Source organism: Pseudomonas kribbensis (assembly GCF_003352185.1).
GTDB lineage: Bacteria > Pseudomonadota > Gammaproteobacteria > Pseudomonadales > Pseudomonadaceae > Aquipseudomonas > Aquipseudomonas kribbensis.
On sequence record NZ_CP029608.1, the window covers coordinates 2,461,644 to 2,477,053 of the forward strand.

At 62.0% G+C, this 15,410-nt stretch carries 17 protein-coding genes; 10 read left to right on the top strand and 7 right to left on the bottom strand.

Features of this window, described 5'->3' with window-relative positions:
- The first annotated feature begins 30 nt into the window (after positions 1-30).
- From DLD99_RS11410 to DLD99_RS11420, 3 genes are all read left to right on the top strand, one after another.
- On the top strand, positions 31-915 hold the full coding sequence (locus DLD99_RS11410) for a LysR substrate-binding domain-containing protein (protein ID WP_085733104.1): 885 nt from the start codon (positions 31-33) through the stop codon (positions 913-915).
- 99 nt (positions 916-1,014) lie between these two features.
- Entirely contained in the window at positions 1,015-2,130 is a 1,116-nt protein-coding gene (gene aguA / locus DLD99_RS11415) for an agmatine deiminase (RefSeq protein WP_114882258.1), read from the top strand.
- A 2-nt stretch (positions 2,131-2,132) separates the two neighbouring features.
- Complete coding sequence (locus DLD99_RS11420; protein ID WP_114882259.1) at positions 2,133-3,230, top strand: extracellular solute-binding protein; 1,098 nt, start codon at positions 2,133-2,135, stop codon at positions 3,228-3,230.
- 105 nt (positions 3,231-3,335) lie between these two features.
- Here the strand turns inward: DLD99_RS11420 and DLD99_RS11425 are convergent, their stop codons facing one another.
- Genes DLD99_RS11425 through DLD99_RS11435 form a run of 3 tightly spaced genes read right to left on the bottom strand, consistent with a single transcriptional unit; the run spans position 3,336 to position 5,859 of the window.
- Positions 3,336-3,953: a DNA-3-methyladenine glycosylase family protein gene (locus DLD99_RS11425; protein ID WP_114882260.1), complete on the bottom strand. Its 618-nt coding sequence runs from the start codon at positions 3,951-3,953 to the stop codon at positions 3,336-3,338.
- A 3-nt stretch (positions 3,954-3,956) separates the two neighbouring features.
- Entirely contained in the window at positions 3,957-4,754 is a 798-nt protein-coding gene (locus tag DLD99_RS11430; protein ID WP_114882261.1) for an isocitrate lyase/PEP mutase family protein, read from the bottom strand.
- Between the two features lie 22 nt (positions 4,755-4,776).
- Positions 4,777-5,859, bottom strand: a complete 1,083-nt coding sequence (locus tag DLD99_RS11435; RefSeq protein WP_114882262.1) for a bifunctional transcriptional activator/DNA repair enzyme AdaA — start codon at positions 5,857-5,859, stop codon at positions 4,777-4,779.
- Between the two features lie 109 nt (positions 5,860-5,968).
- On the opposite strand from DLD99_RS11435, the gene DLD99_RS11440 reads away from it, so the two are divergent.
- Entirely contained in the window at positions 5,969-6,382 is a 414-nt protein-coding gene (locus DLD99_RS11440; RefSeq protein ID WP_114882263.1) for a VOC family protein, read from the top strand.
- On the opposite strand, the gene DLD99_RS11445 is transcribed toward DLD99_RS11440, so the two are convergent.
- On the bottom strand, positions 6,379-6,999 hold the full coding sequence (locus DLD99_RS11445) for a LysE family translocator (protein WP_114882264.1): 621 nt from the start codon (positions 6,997-6,999) through the stop codon (positions 6,379-6,381). The two genes, DLD99_RS11440 and DLD99_RS11445, sit on opposite strands and share 4 nt — an antisense overlap.
- A 273-nt stretch (positions 7,000-7,272) precedes the next feature.
- On the opposite strand from DLD99_RS11445, the gene DLD99_RS11450 reads away from it, so the two are divergent.
- Positions 7,273-7,878 carry a biliverdin-producing heme oxygenase gene (locus tag DLD99_RS11450; protein ID WP_114882265.1) on the top strand — a complete coding sequence of 202 codons (606 nt, stop codon included), beginning with the start codon at positions 7,273-7,275 and terminating at the stop codon, positions 7,876-7,878.
- Complete coding sequence (locus DLD99_RS11455) at positions 7,875-10,112, top strand: ATP-binding protein (RefSeq protein ID WP_114882266.1); 2,238 nt, start codon at positions 7,875-7,877, stop codon at positions 10,110-10,112. The genes DLD99_RS11450 and DLD99_RS11455 overlap by 4 nt, the downstream gene beginning before the upstream one ends.
- Here DLD99_RS11455 and DLD99_RS11460 read toward each other — a convergent pair.
- Positions 10,090-10,875: a type 1 glutamine amidotransferase domain-containing protein gene (locus DLD99_RS11460; RefSeq protein WP_114882267.1), complete on the bottom strand. Its 786-nt coding sequence runs from the start codon at positions 10,873-10,875 to the stop codon at positions 10,090-10,092. The two genes, DLD99_RS11455 and DLD99_RS11460, sit on opposite strands and share 23 nt — an antisense overlap.
- A gap of 141 nt (positions 10,876-11,016) precedes the next feature.
- Between DLD99_RS11460 and DLD99_RS11465 the strand changes: the two genes are divergently transcribed.
- Both DLD99_RS11465 and DLD99_RS11470 read left to right on the top strand, forming a co-directional pair.
- On the top strand, positions 11,017-11,604 hold the full coding sequence (locus tag DLD99_RS11465) for a LysE family translocator (protein WP_114882268.1): 588 nt from the start codon (positions 11,017-11,019) through the stop codon (positions 11,602-11,604).
- 355 nt (positions 11,605-11,959) lie between these two features.
- On the top strand, positions 11,960-12,331 hold the full coding sequence (locus tag DLD99_RS11470; RefSeq protein WP_114882269.1) for a DUF6124 family protein: 372 nt from the start codon (positions 11,960-11,962) through the stop codon (positions 12,329-12,331).
- A gap of 42 nt (positions 12,332-12,373) precedes the next feature.
- On the opposite strand, the gene DLD99_RS11475 is transcribed toward DLD99_RS11470, so the two are convergent.
- Both DLD99_RS11475 and DLD99_RS11480 read right to left on the bottom strand, forming a co-directional pair.
- On the bottom strand, positions 12,374-13,204 hold the full coding sequence (locus tag DLD99_RS11475; RefSeq protein ID WP_114882270.1) for a helix-turn-helix transcriptional regulator: 831 nt from the start codon (positions 13,202-13,204) through the stop codon (positions 12,374-12,376).
- 35 nt (positions 13,205-13,239) lie between these two features.
- Complete coding sequence (locus DLD99_RS11480; RefSeq protein ID WP_114882271.1) at positions 13,240-13,743, bottom strand: VOC family protein; 504 nt, start codon at positions 13,741-13,743, stop codon at positions 13,240-13,242.
- Positions 13,744-14,005: 262 nt separating this feature from the next.
- Between DLD99_RS11480 and DLD99_RS11485 the strand changes: the two genes are divergently transcribed.
- Together DLD99_RS11485 and DLD99_RS11490 are read left to right on the top strand one after the other, a co-directional pair.
- Positions 14,006-14,254 (top strand): transmembrane sensor/regulator PpyR, encoded by a 249-nt coding sequence (locus tag DLD99_RS11485; RefSeq protein ID WP_114882272.1) that lies wholly within the window; start codon positions 14,006-14,008, stop codon positions 14,252-14,254.
- A gap of 1 nt (position 14,255) precedes the next feature.
- Positions 14,256-15,410, top strand: a complete 1,155-nt coding sequence (locus DLD99_RS11490; RefSeq protein ID WP_114882273.1) for an NnrS family protein — start codon at positions 14,256-14,258, stop codon at positions 15,408-15,410.

The following is a 15,410-nucleotide window of genomic DNA, read 5'->3' on the forward strand; positions in this document are numbered from 1 at the left end:
CAGCATGTCCGCAAAAAAGGGACTCACCCCATGCGCCGACTACCTTCCCTGGCCGCCCTGCGAACCTTCGAGTGCGCCGCCCGCCACGCGCATTTCGGCCGGGCCGCCGCCGAGCTGTGCGTCACCGACAGCGCCGTCAGCCACCAGATCCGCCAGCTCGAAGAGCAACTGGGCGTGTCGCTGTTCATCCGCGAGGGCCGGCAGATTCGCCCGACCATCGCTGCCGGACGCCTGATGCAGAGCCTGCAACAGGCCTTCGAGCTGATCGGCGATGCCTGCGACGAGTTGCGCGATCCGTCTTCACTCGCGGTATTGCGGCTGGCGGTCACGGCGGAGCTGGCGCAGAAGTGGCTGATGAACCGTCTCACCGATTTCTATGCGCGTTATCCGCACATCACCCTGCACCTCTACGAACAACCGATCGACGCCGCCGCACCCGGCGAAGACATCGACCTGGCGATCACCTACGGCACCGGCCCGGTGGACAGCAGCGCGTATTTCGTCCGCCCGTTGCCGGCGCTGCAGTTCTTCCCGGTGTGCAGCCCCGGCCTGTTCAACCAGGGCAACCTGAAAACCCCGAAGGACCTGGCCCGCCATTGCCTGCTGCACGACGATCAGGATGGCAAGACCTGGACCGCGTGGCTCACCAGCCATGCCGGCGACTTGCGCCCGGAGCGTCAGTTGTATTTCGCCCACGCCGGGCTGGCGTTGGAAGCCGCGGCGCAAGGGCAGGGCGTGGCGATGGGCGACAACCTCACCGCGCAGGAGGATTTGCAGAACGGGCGTCTGGTGCGCCCGTTCACTTCCAGCATGACCGCGCTGGGCCAATACGCGCTGGTCTGTGAGCGTGTGCGGCTGGAGCGTCCGGCGGTGGCGCAGATGCTGGAATGGTTCAACGATCAGCTGGCGGATTGATGAGTTGAATTCAACTGTTCCGAAATAATCATCGTTGGCGGGCCGACCGCTCGCGACCGTAGCCTGAGGTCATTCCCATCCCGATGACGAGGTTTGACCATGGCACGTTTGCTCGACACCACCCCGAAACAGGACGGCTTCCGTCTGCCCGGCGAATTCGAAGCCAAGTCCGGTTGCTGGCTCGGCTGGCCGGAGCGCACCGATGTCTGGCGCAACGGCGCCAAGCCTGCGCAGAAAGTCTGGGTGCAGATCGTCACCGCGATCTCCCACAGCGAACCGGTGACGGTCTGCGCTTCGGCGGCCCAGTTCGCCACTGCCCGTCGCCAGTTGCCGCCGCAAGTGCGCGTGGTCGAGATGACCTGCAACGACACCTGGTTTCGCGACAGCGGCCCGTGCTTCGTGGTCAACGATCAAAGCGGTGAAGTGCGCGGCGTCGACTTCGAATTCAATGCCTACGGCGGCCTCGATGGCGGGCTCTACTACCCGTGGGACAAGGACGACCAAATCGCCAGCAAGATCCTCGAAATCGAACGTTTCGACCGCTATCGCGCGCCGTTGATTGCCGAACTCGGCGGCATTCAGAGCGACGGCCAGGGCAGCATCCTCACCACCGAACAATGCCTGCTCAACCGCAATCGCAACCAGCACCTGGGCAAGGACGAAGTCACCCGCCGCCTGACCGATTACCTCGGCGCCGAGCAAGTGATCTGGCTGCCGCGCGGTTGCAAGTTCGACGAAACCGATGGCCACGTCGACGACCTCGCGTGCTTCGTGCGCCCCGGCGAAGTGGTGCTGCAATGGACCGACAATCGCGACGACCCGCAGTGGGAAATCTATCAGGAGGCCTACGACATTCTGCGCAGTACCCGCGACAGCCGTGGCCGCGAACTGATCGTGCACAAATTGCCGCAACCGGACGTGCTGGAGTGGACCGCCGAAGAAGCCGAAGGCCTCGATCAGCAGGACAGCACCCACACCCGTCAGGCCGGCACCAGAATCTGCGCCTCGTACATCAACTACTACGCCGGCAACAGCTCGATCGTGGTGCCGCTGTTCGGTGATCGCAACGATCAGGTGGCGCTGGCGACCCTCGCCGAACTGTTCCCGCAGCACAAGATCGTCGGTATCGAAAACTCCCGGGAAATCCTGCTCGGTGGCGGCAACGTCGCGTGCATCACCATGCCGCAATACGCCGGCCAGAAAAAAGGAGCCTGAGCATGGGCCTGCACAAACTGAGTAAAGCGTTATTGCTGGTGCTTGCACCCCTGTGTGTGCAGGCTGCCGAGACGGCGAAACCGGTGGTCAATCTGTATATCTGGGGCGAGTACCTGGCCCCGGATACCCTGAAGAATTTCGAGGCGAAAACCGGGATTCAGGTGGTCGCCGATCACTTCGATTCGCTGGAAACCGTCGAGACCAAACTGCTCACCGGCCGCAGCGGCTACGATCTGGTGCTGACCGCCGGCCAGCACCTGTCGCGGGCCATCGAGAGCGGTGCGATCCAGACGTTGAACAAGCAGCAGCTCCCGCACTTTGCCGGGGTCGGTGAAGAGTTCCGTCAGCACATGGCGGTGTTTGATCCGGGCAACCGCTATGCCGGGATTTACGCCTGGGGCACCACCGGCGTCGGCTATCAGGAGGAGGCCGTGAAACAGCGGCTGCCGGAGGCGCCACGGGACAGCTGGGCGATGCTGTTCGATCCGGCGGTGGTGTCGAAATTCGCCGATTGCGGGGTGAGCCTGCTCAACGATCCGAACGAAGTGTTCGCGGCCGTCATGAAGTACATGGGCCTGGACATCAACCGCCAGAGCCTCGACGACCTGAAACTCGCCGAACAGCAACTGGCGAAGATCCGCCCCTACATCCGCTACTTCGACAACGACCTGAACATCAGCGACCTGGCCAACGGCAATACCTGCGTGGCGATGTCGTGGAACGGCAACGTCGCCATCGCAGCGGGGCAGGCCGAAGCGGCGAAAAAGCCGTTCAAGTTGAATTACCGGATTCCGAAGGAGGGCACGCTGATCTGGTTCGATGCGATGGTCATTCCCAAGGATGCACCGCATCCCGAGGCTGGATTGGCATTGATGGATTACTTGATGACGCCTGAGGTGATCGCGCCGATCACTGACACCATTCACTACGCCAACGCGATTACGCCGGCGGACGGGTTGATTGATCCTGCGATTCGTAATGATCCGGGGACTTATCCGCCGGAGGCGGTGAGGGCTTCGTTGTATAGCAAAAACGACAACGGCAAGGCGTTCAACCGGGCGTTGGTGAGGGCGTTCAGTCGGTTGAAGTCCGGGCTTTGATGCGTCATTGAACAGACTGACGCCATCGCGAGCAGACTCACTCCCACATTTGGAACGCATTTCAAGTGTGGGAGCGAGCCTGCTCGCGATGAACGATAACGCGGTCTACGGCTTGGCTACCCGCCACAAATACCACGCGGCAACGGTCCGAAACGGACTCCACCCCAACCCGATCTCAATCATCTGCTTACGCGTCGGCTGCACCTCCAGCCCCTTCAACCGCCGATACCCCTCGCGCACGCCGAAGTCATCTGCCGGCAAAATATCCGGGCGCTCCAGGCTGTAGATCAGCAACATCTCCACAGTCCAGCGCCCGACGCCGCGCAGGCTGACCAACCGCTCGATCAGCGCTTCATCCTCCATCGCCAGCGCAGTCGAGTAATCCGGCACCACGCCGTCCAGAGTCGCCTGGGCAATCCCCTGAATCGTCGCAATCTTGCCCGCCGAAAACCCGCAACTCCGCAGTCGATCACAATCCGTGGCAAGGATCTGTTCGGGGCGCGGAAACGTCTGCCCGGGAAACAACCCCACCAGCCGCCCGACAATCGCATCGCCAGCCTTGGCGTGCAGTTGCTGATAGGCAATCGCCCGCACCAGCGATTCATAGGGATCGCGCGCCGGATGTGGCTGATGCAGACATGGGCCGACCGCAGCAATGTGGCGCTGCCAGTCGGCGTCGAGGCTGGCCAGAAACTCGCTGGCCGGTTGGTAGGGATCGGGCATGGCTTACTTCAGCAGACCGTTGACTTCGCCATAGGTGAAGGCCTTGAGGTCGTGGGTATCGAGCTTGCCGCTGGCGAGGAAGCTTTTCACCAGCGAGCCCATGGCGCCGTACATGAACTCGGCGATCCCGGAGCCGGCGCTCAGGCGGCGTACGCCGAGGGTTTTCAGTTCGTCGGGCGAGGGCAGGCCGGCGAAGCCCAGAACGTTGACCGGCAGGGTCGTGCCTTTGCAGATCGCTTCGATTTCGTAGGCGGAAGTTGCCCCGGCGGCGAACAGGCCATCGGCCCCGGCTGCCTGATACAGCGCCGCGCGGCGCAAGGTTTCGGCAACGCGATCTTCGGCCGGCACCAGACTTTTCAGATAAACATCGGTGCGGGCATTGATGAACAACTTCACATCGCGTTTGTCGGCAACCTTGCGCGTCACTTCGATCTTGCGCGCCAGCAGTTCCGGCGTGCCGCTGCCGTCTTCGATATTGATCCCGACTGCGCCTGCCGCGACCACCGCGTTGATCACTTCAGCGACCCGGTCGAGGTCATCGGAATAACCGGCCTCGATGTCCACGCTCAGCGGCACCTTGATGACACGGGCAATCGACTCAACGGTGCTGATCAGACGCTCCAGCGGCAGGGTGTTGCCATCCGGGTAACCGTGGGCCCAAGCCACGGCGGCGCTGCTGGTGGCGACGGCTTTGCCGCCGAGTTGCTCGACCAGTCGCGCGCCGGTGGCGTCGGCGACGTTGGTCAGGATCAGCAAGCCGTCTTGGTGCAACTGGTGAAACGGTGTGTCGAGCGCGTTCATCGAAATCCCTTCTTGTCGTCGTTCAGAAAGCCAGCGGTTGCGTCAGTTGCACGCCAGCGTTTTCCAGCCTGAGCAGAAACGCCTTGCGCGGTTGCCCACCACCATAGCCGGTCAGCGAGCCGTCCGCACCGATCACTCGATGGCACGGCACCACGATCGACAGCCGATTGTGCCCGTTGGCCAGGCCCACCGCGCGACTGGCGCCGGGTTTGCCCAGCCGTGCGGCGATGGTGCCGTAAGTGCTGGTGTGGCCGTAGGGGATTTGCTGCAACTCGGCCCAGACCTGACGGGCAAACTCGCTGCCGGGCAAGTGCAGCGGCACGCTGAATTCGCTCAGTTTGCCGGCAAAGTACAGCGCCAGTTCGTTTTCGATCTGCTGCAAATGCGCGTTGTGCCCCGGTGCGACCACGTAGCCGTAGCGGTTCTGCAGCTCTTCGACTTCCCGGGTCAGCGCCGGGCGGTCGAGAAACTCCAGCAACACCAACCCGCGTCGTTCGGCCATGGCGATCATCGGCCCCAGCGGCGTGGTCAGGCGGGTGAACAGCAGCGGCTCGCTGGCCGCCGCACGGCCCGGCGTGATGTGGAACGACTTCTGAAATGCATCGCGAAAACCGCTGAGGGATTCATAGCCGGAATCGAACGCCGCGTGGTCGATGGACGTGCCTTGCTTGATACCGCCCAGCGCCACGCCGAGCCGACGGGTGCGCAACCACGCGTGAAACGTCATGCCGAAATGCTGCTTGAACCAGCGCCGCAGTTTCAGTGGCTCGATGCCTTCGGCGAGCAATTGCGCATCGCTCCAGCGCAGCTCCGGATCGGCGTCGACGGCCTTGAGCAGCCGTTGCACCCAGTCCGGGGCGATGGCGGCAGCGTCCAGCGGCTTGCAGCGCAAGCAGGCGCGATAGCCGGCGGACAGGCAGTCGTCAGCGTGGGCGAAGAACTCGACGTTTTCCGGTTTCGGCTTGCGCGCGGTGCAGGTCGGGCGGCAAAAGATCCCGGTGGTTTTCACCGCCGTGAAGAACACGCCTTCATAGGCAGTGTCGCTTGCGAGCATGGCGCGAACCATTTCGGCGTGAGGGGGCAGGACAGCGGTCTGTATGTTCATGGGCCGAGGATAAAACCAGTTATTCGATGGCTCCACCGAAAAATCGACAGTGAATTTTCGGGCCGCTGCACTACAGTGATCGGGTCGCTACAACTCGGGAAATGAAGGTATGCCACCGTTCACGATTCACCACATCGATCACATCGTGCTGCGCGTTGCCGATCTGCAACGCAGCATTGATTTCTACGACCGGGTCTTCGGCGCCGAAGTGGTCAAGCGCAACGAAAAATTCGGTCTGGTGCACCTGCGTGCCGGCACGTCGATGATCGATCTGGTCGACCTCGACGGCGAAATCGGCCGCAGGGGCGGCGCCGCTGCCGGCAGCGAGCGGCGCAATGTCGATCACTTCTGTCTGCGCATCGAGCCGTTCGACGAAGCGGCGCTGATCAGCCATTTGCAATCCTGTGGCCTGACCGTCGACAAGGCCGCCACCCGTTTCGGCGCCGAGGGCAACGGCCTGTCGCTGTACTGCTTCGATCCGGACGGCAATCAGGTCGAACTCAAAGGTCCGTCCGAAGCCTAGGCCCGCTTGGCCATCAACAACACCGAAGCCGCCGCCGACAGCAGCCCCGCGCAGCAACGATTGAAGATCCGCTTGCCGCGCGGCTCGGCGAACCAGCGACGCATGTGCAAGCCCATGTAGGCGTAGGCGCTGATGGCGATCCATTCCAGCAACAGGAACAGCACGCCCAGCAGCATGAACTGCGGGGTGATGGCGCGGTTCGGGTCGACGAATTGCGGCAAGAAAGCGGTGAAGATCAGGATTGCCTTCGGATTACCCGCTGCCACCAGGAATTCCTGACGCGCCAGTGCCAGCAGACCGCTCGCCGGCGCGGTAATGGCGTCTTCAGCGGCAGGATTCGCCCGCCACAGCTGCCACGCCAGATACAACAGATACCCCGCACCGACAATCTTGATCCCGTAGAACAACAGCTCGGACGTTTGCAGCACCACCGCCAGCCCCGCCGCCGCGAGGGCGATCATTCCCGCAAATGCCAGCAACCGACCGACCCCGGCCACACAGGCGCGGCGATAGCCATAGCGGGTGGCGTTGCTGACCGACAGCAGGTTGTTCGGGCCGGGCGCCATGTTCAAGGCGAAACAGGCGGGCAGAAACAGGGAAAGGGTGGCGAGATCCATGGCGCGGGCTCCGGTGGCGGGACGGCTATTTTTATCACGCTGGCGGCAGGCCGGAACCGTACAGTCAGGCTGCGGAGTCGCGGTACAGCGATGGTCGGGCGTGAATCCGTTCGAACTTTCCGCCGCCCCGTCAACTCTGAAACCGTCACAGGGTGATGAATCCGCCAGAAAAAATTATCTGCCGGGTCAGAAAGGACAATTGCCGTGTAAGCTTTCGCGCCATGCGTTTCCATTCCCCAATGGCCCCAGGCGGCCCACTGTACGAGCGACTACATGCAAGCAAAGGCCCGCGAGGTTCATGTACCACCGGTGTTGCAGGACTTGCGCGCCGGCACTGCCGAACTGCACATCGCACTGGAAAAACGCCTTCCTTTTTTCTCCGACACCCTTGATCTGCGCGCTTTCGAGCGATTGATGCGCGCCTATTACGGCTTCTATCAGCCACTGGAAGCCGCGTTGCAGGACAGCGGCGCGATCCCCGCCGATTTCGATCTGGTTTCACGCCTCAAGGCGCCGACCCTGCAACGGGATCTGCACGCGTTGGGCGCAAATGGCGGGGACTTTTCACTTTGCCGTCAGTTGCCCGCCATCGATTCAGCTGCCGCATGCCTGGGCGTGCTGTACGTGCTGGAAGGCGCGACCCTCGGCGGGCAGATCCTGCGCCGCGAAATCGCCACACGCCTGAGCCTTGGCGCGGACAACGGCGCGGCGTTTCTGGACATCTACGGCGCTGCCACCGGCCGACGCTGGCGCGACTTCATCGAATACCTGGGCAGCCGCCCGATGGACGCCGACGAGCGTGAAGCCGTCGTGGCGGCCGCTCACACCACATTCAGCTGTTTCGAGCGCTGGCTCGAAAGCCAGGAGGTTCTGGTATGACCCCGCAAGACAAAGAAGCCTTTGAAGAGTTGCTGGCCAACTGCGCCGACGAGCCGATCCGCTTTCCCGGCGCGATCCAGCCCCACGGTCTGCTGTTGACCCTGAGCGAGCCCGAGCTTTCGATCATCCAGATCAGCGCCAACGTCGAGACCTTGCTCGCGCGCCCGGCACCGGAACTGATCGGCCAGCCGCTGCAAAGCCTGATTGGCGATGCCCATGCCGCGCAGGTTCGCGAGGCCTTGCAGCAGTCGACCCTGTCCGACGCGCCGCCGCTGCACTTTCGCCTCAACGGCACGGCGTTCGAAGGCTTGCTGCACCGCCATCAGGATGTGCTGATCCTGGAACTGGAAATCCACGTCGAAAACTTCCAGCCACGCAACGTCGCCGGCACCGAAACCCACCTCGGGCGGATGCTCGCGCGCCTGCAAAAGGCCCAGAGCCTGCAGGCGCTGTACGACATCAGCGTCAAGGAAATCCAGGCCATGACCGGTTACGACCGGGTGCTGATCTATCGCTTCGAAGAGGAGGGCCACGGCCAGGTCATCGCCGAAGCGTCCGACCCTTCGATGGAAGTCTTCAACGGTCTGTTCTTCCCGGCCTCGGACATCCCCGAGCAGGCCCGAGAGCTGTACCGCACCAACTGGCTGCGGATCATCCCGAATGCCGACTACCAACCGGTGCCTCTGGTGCCGAAGCTGCGCCCGGACACCCAGACCCCGCTGGACCTGAGCTTCGCCACGCTGCGCAGCGTGTCGCCGATCCACTGTCAGTACATGAAGAACATGGGCGTGCTGTCGTCGATGAGCATTTCCCTGCTCAAGGGCGACCGGCTCTGGGGCCTGATCAGTTGCGGCAACCGTCAGCCGCTGCATGTTCCGCACGAATTGCGCACGGCGTGCCAGACCATCGGCCAGGTGCTGTCGTTGCAGATCAGCGCGATGGAAGCGCTGGAAGTCAGCCGTCAGCGTGAAGAAAAGGTCGAGGCGCTGGCGTTGCTCAATCAAGCGATGATCGATTCGCCGCAGAACGTCTTCGATGGCCTGGCCAACCAGCCGCAGGTCCTGATGGCGCTGGCCAATGCCGGCGGCATCGCGATCATCGAAGACAAGCAATTGCACCGTTACGGCAACTGCCCGGAGCCGGAAGACATTCGCGCCCTGCACAAATGGTTGCAGGAGCGTGGCGAGCCGGTGTTTGCCAGTCATCACCTGGCCAGCGTCTATCCGCCGGCCGCGCAGTATCAGCAGGTCGCCAGCGGCGTGCTCGCCATGAGTCTGCCCAAACCGGTGGACAACGGCGTGCTGTGGTTCCGCCCGGAAGTCAAAGAGAACATCAACTGGAGCGGCGACCCGCGCAAGCCGCTGGACCTGGAAAACTCCGACGCCGGCCTGCGCCTGCGGCCGCGTACTTCGTTCGAAATCTGGAAAGTCGAGATGGCCGGGATCTCCACCAAGTGGAGCCACGGCGATCTGTTTGCCGCCAACGACCTGCGCCGCTCGGCACTGGAAAACGATCTGGCCCGCCAGGTGCGCCGCGAGCAGGAAGCGGTGCGCGCCCGGGATGAGCTGGTGGCGGTGGTGTCCCACGACTTGCGTAACCCGATGACCGTCATTTCGATGCTGTGCGGCATGATGCAGAAGGCCTTCAGCTCGGACGGACCGCACACCTCGCGGCGCATCTCTACCGCCATCGACACCATGCAGCAAGCCGCCGGGCGCATGAACACGTTGCTGGAAGACTTGCTCGATACCTCGAAAATCGACGCCGGCCGCTACACCATCGCGCCACAGAAACTCGATGTCGCGCAGATGTTCGAAGAGGCGCAGTCACTGCTCGCGCCGCTGGCGCTGGACAAGGACATCAGCATCTCGTTCGAGGCCGATCCTGACCTGAGCATTCATGCCGACCCGGAGCGACTGTTCCAGGTGCTGTCGAATCTGGTCGGCAATGCGATCAAGTTCACACCGCGTCTGGGCACGGTCGATGTGTTTGCCAAATCGGTCGGCGACGACATCGTCTTCACGGTGCGCGACAGCGGCGAAGGCATTCCCAAGGATCACTTGCCGCATGTGTTCGACCGTTACTGGACGGTGAAGGAAGGCAATCCGAACGGCACGGGGCTGGGTCTGTACATCACGCAGGGGATCGTCGAAGCCCATGGCGGGCGGATCGTGGCCGAGAGCGAGCCGGGGCAGGGCAGCGAATTCCGCTTCACCGTACCACGTCTGGACTGAGCAGCGGCTCGCGACGGGTGGCCTGCAACAGGGCCACCCATTCGGCGGCGAATCGATGGCAGTCGCCGGGCCAGCGGGCCGTGAGCAGGTTGCCGTCGCGCACCACAAAACCGATTTGCGGGTTCCCAGCGTGGTCGCGTTTGGCAATGAGCGGGCCGCGAATGAAATCGGTCTTGCTTGCCAATGCGGTTTTCACTTCTGCCTCGACGGTCTGCTTGTAGGTGCGGTAGTAGCGCCCCAGCCACGCAGCGGTCATCAGCCACGCCGGCAACTCCATGGTTGCCGCGAGCAACGCCGTGACCTTGCGCCCGAATAACACCGAATGTCCGGTGTCGGGATCGAGCGTGCGGGCCAGCAACAACACGCCATGACACACCGCTGCCACGGGTTTTTCGGCCTTGAAAAATTGCAGGGCGATCTGCTGGGCCTGTTTGGATTCCAGCAATGTGCGCATCCCCTTGGCATGACCACCGGGAATCAGCAGACCATCGAACCGGCTCGTGTCGACATCGGCGTAGGCAAGTGGCTGCCTGAACGCTTCGGACTCGATCATTTGCGTGTAACTGTGAAGGTCGGCCTTGCGCGTCATCAGCATCGAACTCAGCAGGCCGAAGCCGATATCCACCAATCGTGGATCGGCGTGAGCGGGCAAGCCTTGCGGCGTGGCAAAGCGCATTTCGATGCCCGCATCGCGCATGGCCTGCCATGGCACGCTGCTTTCGGTGGGGTCGTAATCGGCGGAGGGCAGCAGAATCAGAATCATCGAGGGCGACTTCCTGGTCGAGAGTGGTCACTGAGGTAGAGCGTAGTGGGTCTGCGCGTTCGGGGGTAATTTCGTTCAATACCCAAGGCAGGGCGCTGGTTACCGTGAGCGCCTTGTTCCTCGATTTGAAGCAGGTGTGCGATGAGTCTGATTGTGTCGATGGCGGCGTTTGCCCTGGCCGCGTCCATTACCCCGGGGCCGGTGAATATCGTGGCGTTGAGTTCGGGGGCGCAGTTCGGCTTTCGCGCCAGCCAGCGGCATGTGGCCGGGGCGACGCTGGGGTTTGTGTTGTTGCTGGTGTTGATGGGACTCGGTCTTCACGAAGTGTTGAAACTGTGGCCGGCGCTGACCCGTGTGGTGCAACTGGCCGGGGTGGCGTTTCTGCTGTTCATGGCCTGGAAACTGGCCACCGATAACGGTCAGTTGAATGCGGGAGAATCGGGCAGGGCGCCGTCGATGCTCTACGGCGCGGTGATGCAATGGCTCAATCCCAAGGCCTGGCTGGCCTGTGTGGCGGGTATGGGCGCGTTTGTCGCCGATGGCGAGGCGCGGCTGGTGTGGCAGTTTGCGGCGGTGTATCTGGTGATCTGTTATCTGTCGGTGGGTTGCTGGGTGTATGCCGGGACATTCTTGCGCGGCTATCTCGGCAACCCGGCGGGAATGCGGTTGTTCAACCGAGTGATGGCGGCGTTATTGGCGATTAGTGCGGGGTATTTGTTGATGCCGTGAGCGTGACGGGTCTTGGGTTTAAAGGTGTTTAAGGATGCTTCCGGCAAGCTACGACACCTTGCGCCATTGCCTACGCATCCGCCAGAATCCGCCGGCTTGTGGGCCTTGGGGCCGGGTTCTATCGTGTGTCGGTCGCTGACGAATCAGCGACCGGGCTTGACCGTCCGACTCAATCAAGGCGCCAGCGTGCCGTTTTCGTTCAGCTTTCATGGCTGTTCGTTTTATGGCGGTTGTGCGCGGGATACCTTCGGGTATGCCGGGTTCCTTGATTCCCGGTCGGTCAACCCGCGTACAGCTGCCACCTGTTTCGATTGACCGCGAACGGTTGCAGCTCCGCCTATCAAGGAGCTTCACCATGATCAAACCAACGCCAAACCCACCCGAAACCGATCCGACCTCGCCCTACGAAACCCTCGACTCCAGGAAATTCCACGAAGCCGCCGAACGCGCCCTCGATCATTACCTCAATCCGTTCCACCCCAGAAAACCGCTGCTCAAACCCAACACCCGCTACCTCATCGCCCCAGGCATCCCGAGCGAAGAACTGCTGGCCGACGCCTGCGAAACCCTGACCTCGGCTAAAACCATGGCCAGCGATTTCGCCGGGATGATCGATGCGCCGCAGCGGCATGTGCTGTTGGGCATCGGACAACTGATCATGCTGGCGGAACTGGCGGTGAATCGGGTGCTGGATAATCTGGACGTGGCGGCTGAACCTCGTGTCTGAGTGCTAAAAGCAGAAACGGCCCATTGCGGGCCGTTTCTGCTTTTAGCCCCGATACTGCCCCGGCGTCACCGCCAGATGCTGCTTGAACGCCCGCTGAAAATGCGCCTGATCGGCAAACCCCGCCTCCAGCGCCACATCCGCAATCAACTGCCCGCGCCGCAAACACTCACGGGCAAACTGAATACGCTGGTTGACCAGAAACGCGTGGGGCGTCATGCCGAAGTGCTGTTTGAAGGCGCGGATCAGGTAGGACGGTGACAGCTCGGCAGCGGCGCAAATGTCGTCGAGGCTGAGCAGGTCAGTGCAGTGCCGGCGGATGAAGTCGGCGGCACGTTCGAGTTTGAAGTTTGGCTCGCGCAACGGTTGTTCGATGGGGTTCAGGCGCTGTTGCAGCTCACTGAAAAACTCCACGGCGGCGCTCTGTTTGCGCAGCACATCTTGCTGAGCGTCGACCAATACCGCGTACAACGCATTCAAGTCGTCAAACAGGCGAACGTCATTCAAATGGGTATCGGAAAATCGCCGAAACTCAAGCTCCGCACTGAATCCCAACTGATGCTGCAGATCCGTCAGCCACGGCGTTTCCACATACAGCATCAGATACGACCACGGCTGATCGTCGATCGGATTACACGCGTGCACATCCCCCGGATTCATCAGCACCACGGTGCCGGCCGTCACTTCGAACGATGATTGTTCGTGCACATAGGTGCTGCGCCCGGCGGTGATCGCACCGATGGAAAAATGCGCGTGGGAATGTCGGGAATAACAGACCTCGCGCCCATCGGCGATGGCCCGGGCCTCGATGAAGGGCAGGGCGTCGTCGCGCCAGAAGCGCGGAGCTTGTTCGGGGTTTTTGGCGGCAACTTTCATTGTTGGGGTTCTCGGCAGGCCAGTGCCCGAGTGTATTAGCTCTGGCCGGCGAAGGCTCGCTCCAGTTCGGCGATGTCGAGTTTTTTCATTCCGAGCATGGCCTGCATCGCCCGTTGGGCCTTGGTCTGGTCGGCGTCGGTCATCATGTGCATGAAGGCTACCGGCACGATCTGCCACGACACGCCGAACTTGTCCTTGAGCCAGCCGCATTGCTGCGCCTCCACCGGGCCGCCGGCGCTGAGGTTGCCCCAGAAATGGTCAACTTCCTCCTGGTTCTGGCAATTGACCTGAAACGAAATCGCCTCATTGAACTTGAACATTGGCCCGCCATTGAGCCCGGTGAAAGTGTGGCCGTCGAGTTCGAAACTGACGGTCATCACCGAGCCTTCCGGGCGGCCGTGAAACTCCTGGCCGGCCTTGCCGTAGTGGGTGACGGCGGTGATTTTCGAGTGGTCGAAGATCGAGCAGTAAAACTTCGCCGCCGCCTCGGCCTGATCGTCGAACCACAGGCACGGAGTCAGTTTTTGAAAGCGTTGCATGGCAGTCTTCCTCGGCAGGTTGGACACGCTGGATTAATAGCGTAGTCAGTCTGTGCCCGGCTGGCGGTGTCGCGGATCGATGGTTGAATGCAGTGAAGAAGGAATGTAGTCGTATTGACTTTGTGGTTTGTCAAAATGACTCATTTGTGTTTGTGTCAAATTGACTCGTTGTTTCGCAAGTGACTGATATTTCTGGGCTAATTATCTGGCATGCAAGTTGAATTGCCTTACGTACAAACTGATCCGCTCAGGAGTACGAAACATGTTCACTTTCTTCGAGAGTCCGCTGAACGTTCTGCACCTGTCGAGCAAAATGCTCGTCGCCGGTCTGGTCATGTTGCTGGCCGGGATCTACGGCGCTTATCTGTATCAGGGCCACATTCCGATTGCGCTGCTGGTGGCGATGCACGCCATGACCATCGTCGGTCCGACGCTGATCAAGATCGGCTATGTGATGCGTTTGCTGTCGCAATATCGACTGGCCCGGTTCCCTGTCATGGCGGTGGCCTGAGATGCGCAGACTCGCCGCAGCACCTGTGTTCAGCCTGGGTTTTCGGCCGCTGTTTCTGGCCGGTGCCGGATTCGCCGCGCTGGCGATTCTGATCTGGGGCTTGTGGCTATACGGTCACTGGTTCGACCCGCAACCGGCGGGCGGCATGCTCGCCTGGCATCGGCATGAAATGCCGTTCGGTTTCGCGGCGGCGATCGTTGCCGGGTTTCTGCTGACGGCGGTGCCCAACTGGACGGGGATTCCCGGCGTGCGCGGCGGGGCGTTGATTGCGTTGGTGATCGTCTGGTTGCTCGGGCGAGTGGCTTGGTGGATGCCGTTGCCCGTTGCATTGATTCTCGCGCTGCAATGGGCCTTTCTGCCCTTGCTGGCGGTGCTGCTGGCACGGGATCTGATCGCTGCGGGCAAGCGCGATAACTACCCGATTGTGCTGGTGCTCGCGCTGATAGCGGGTTGTCAGGCACTGACCTTGATTGGCCTGTTCAACGATGACACCGGTTTGCAGCGCCAAGGCGTGCTGGGCGCGTTGTGGCTGATTGCGGCGCTGATGACTGTGATCGGCGGACGGGTGATTCCGTTCTTCATCCAGCGAGGCTTGAACCGTCCATCGGCGCCGGCCGCCCATCCGCTACCCACGCGGTTGCTGTTGGTCGGCAGTCTGCTGACGGCGATCACGTTTGCGACGGGTCTTAACGATGTGCTCCGGCCGTGGCTGGCAGCGCTGTTTGCGCTCACCGGCAGTTTGCAGATACTGCGGCTGATCCGCTGGCATGATCGCGGGATGTGGCGGGTGCCGCTGCTCTGGTCGTTGTACCTGGCTTACGGGTGGATGGCGCTGGCGATCTGGGCCATGGCGGCGTGGCATCTGGGGCTGCTTGGTCAGCAAAGTCTGGCGACCCATGCGCTGGCGGTTGGCGGGGTAGGCGGGTTGATTCTGGCGATGATTGCGCGGGTCAGCCTCGGCCACACCGGGCGGCTGTTGCAGCCACCGAAAGCCGTGGTGCTGGGCTTTGCATTGGTGTTGATCGCGGCGGGTTGCCGGGTGTTGCTGGTGCCGTTTTCCGGTCTGGGACTGGGGTTGTCCGTGGTGCTCTGGTGTGCGGCTTTTGTTTTGTTTTTACGGCATTACACCGCGATTCTGCTCAAGCCGAGGCTGTAG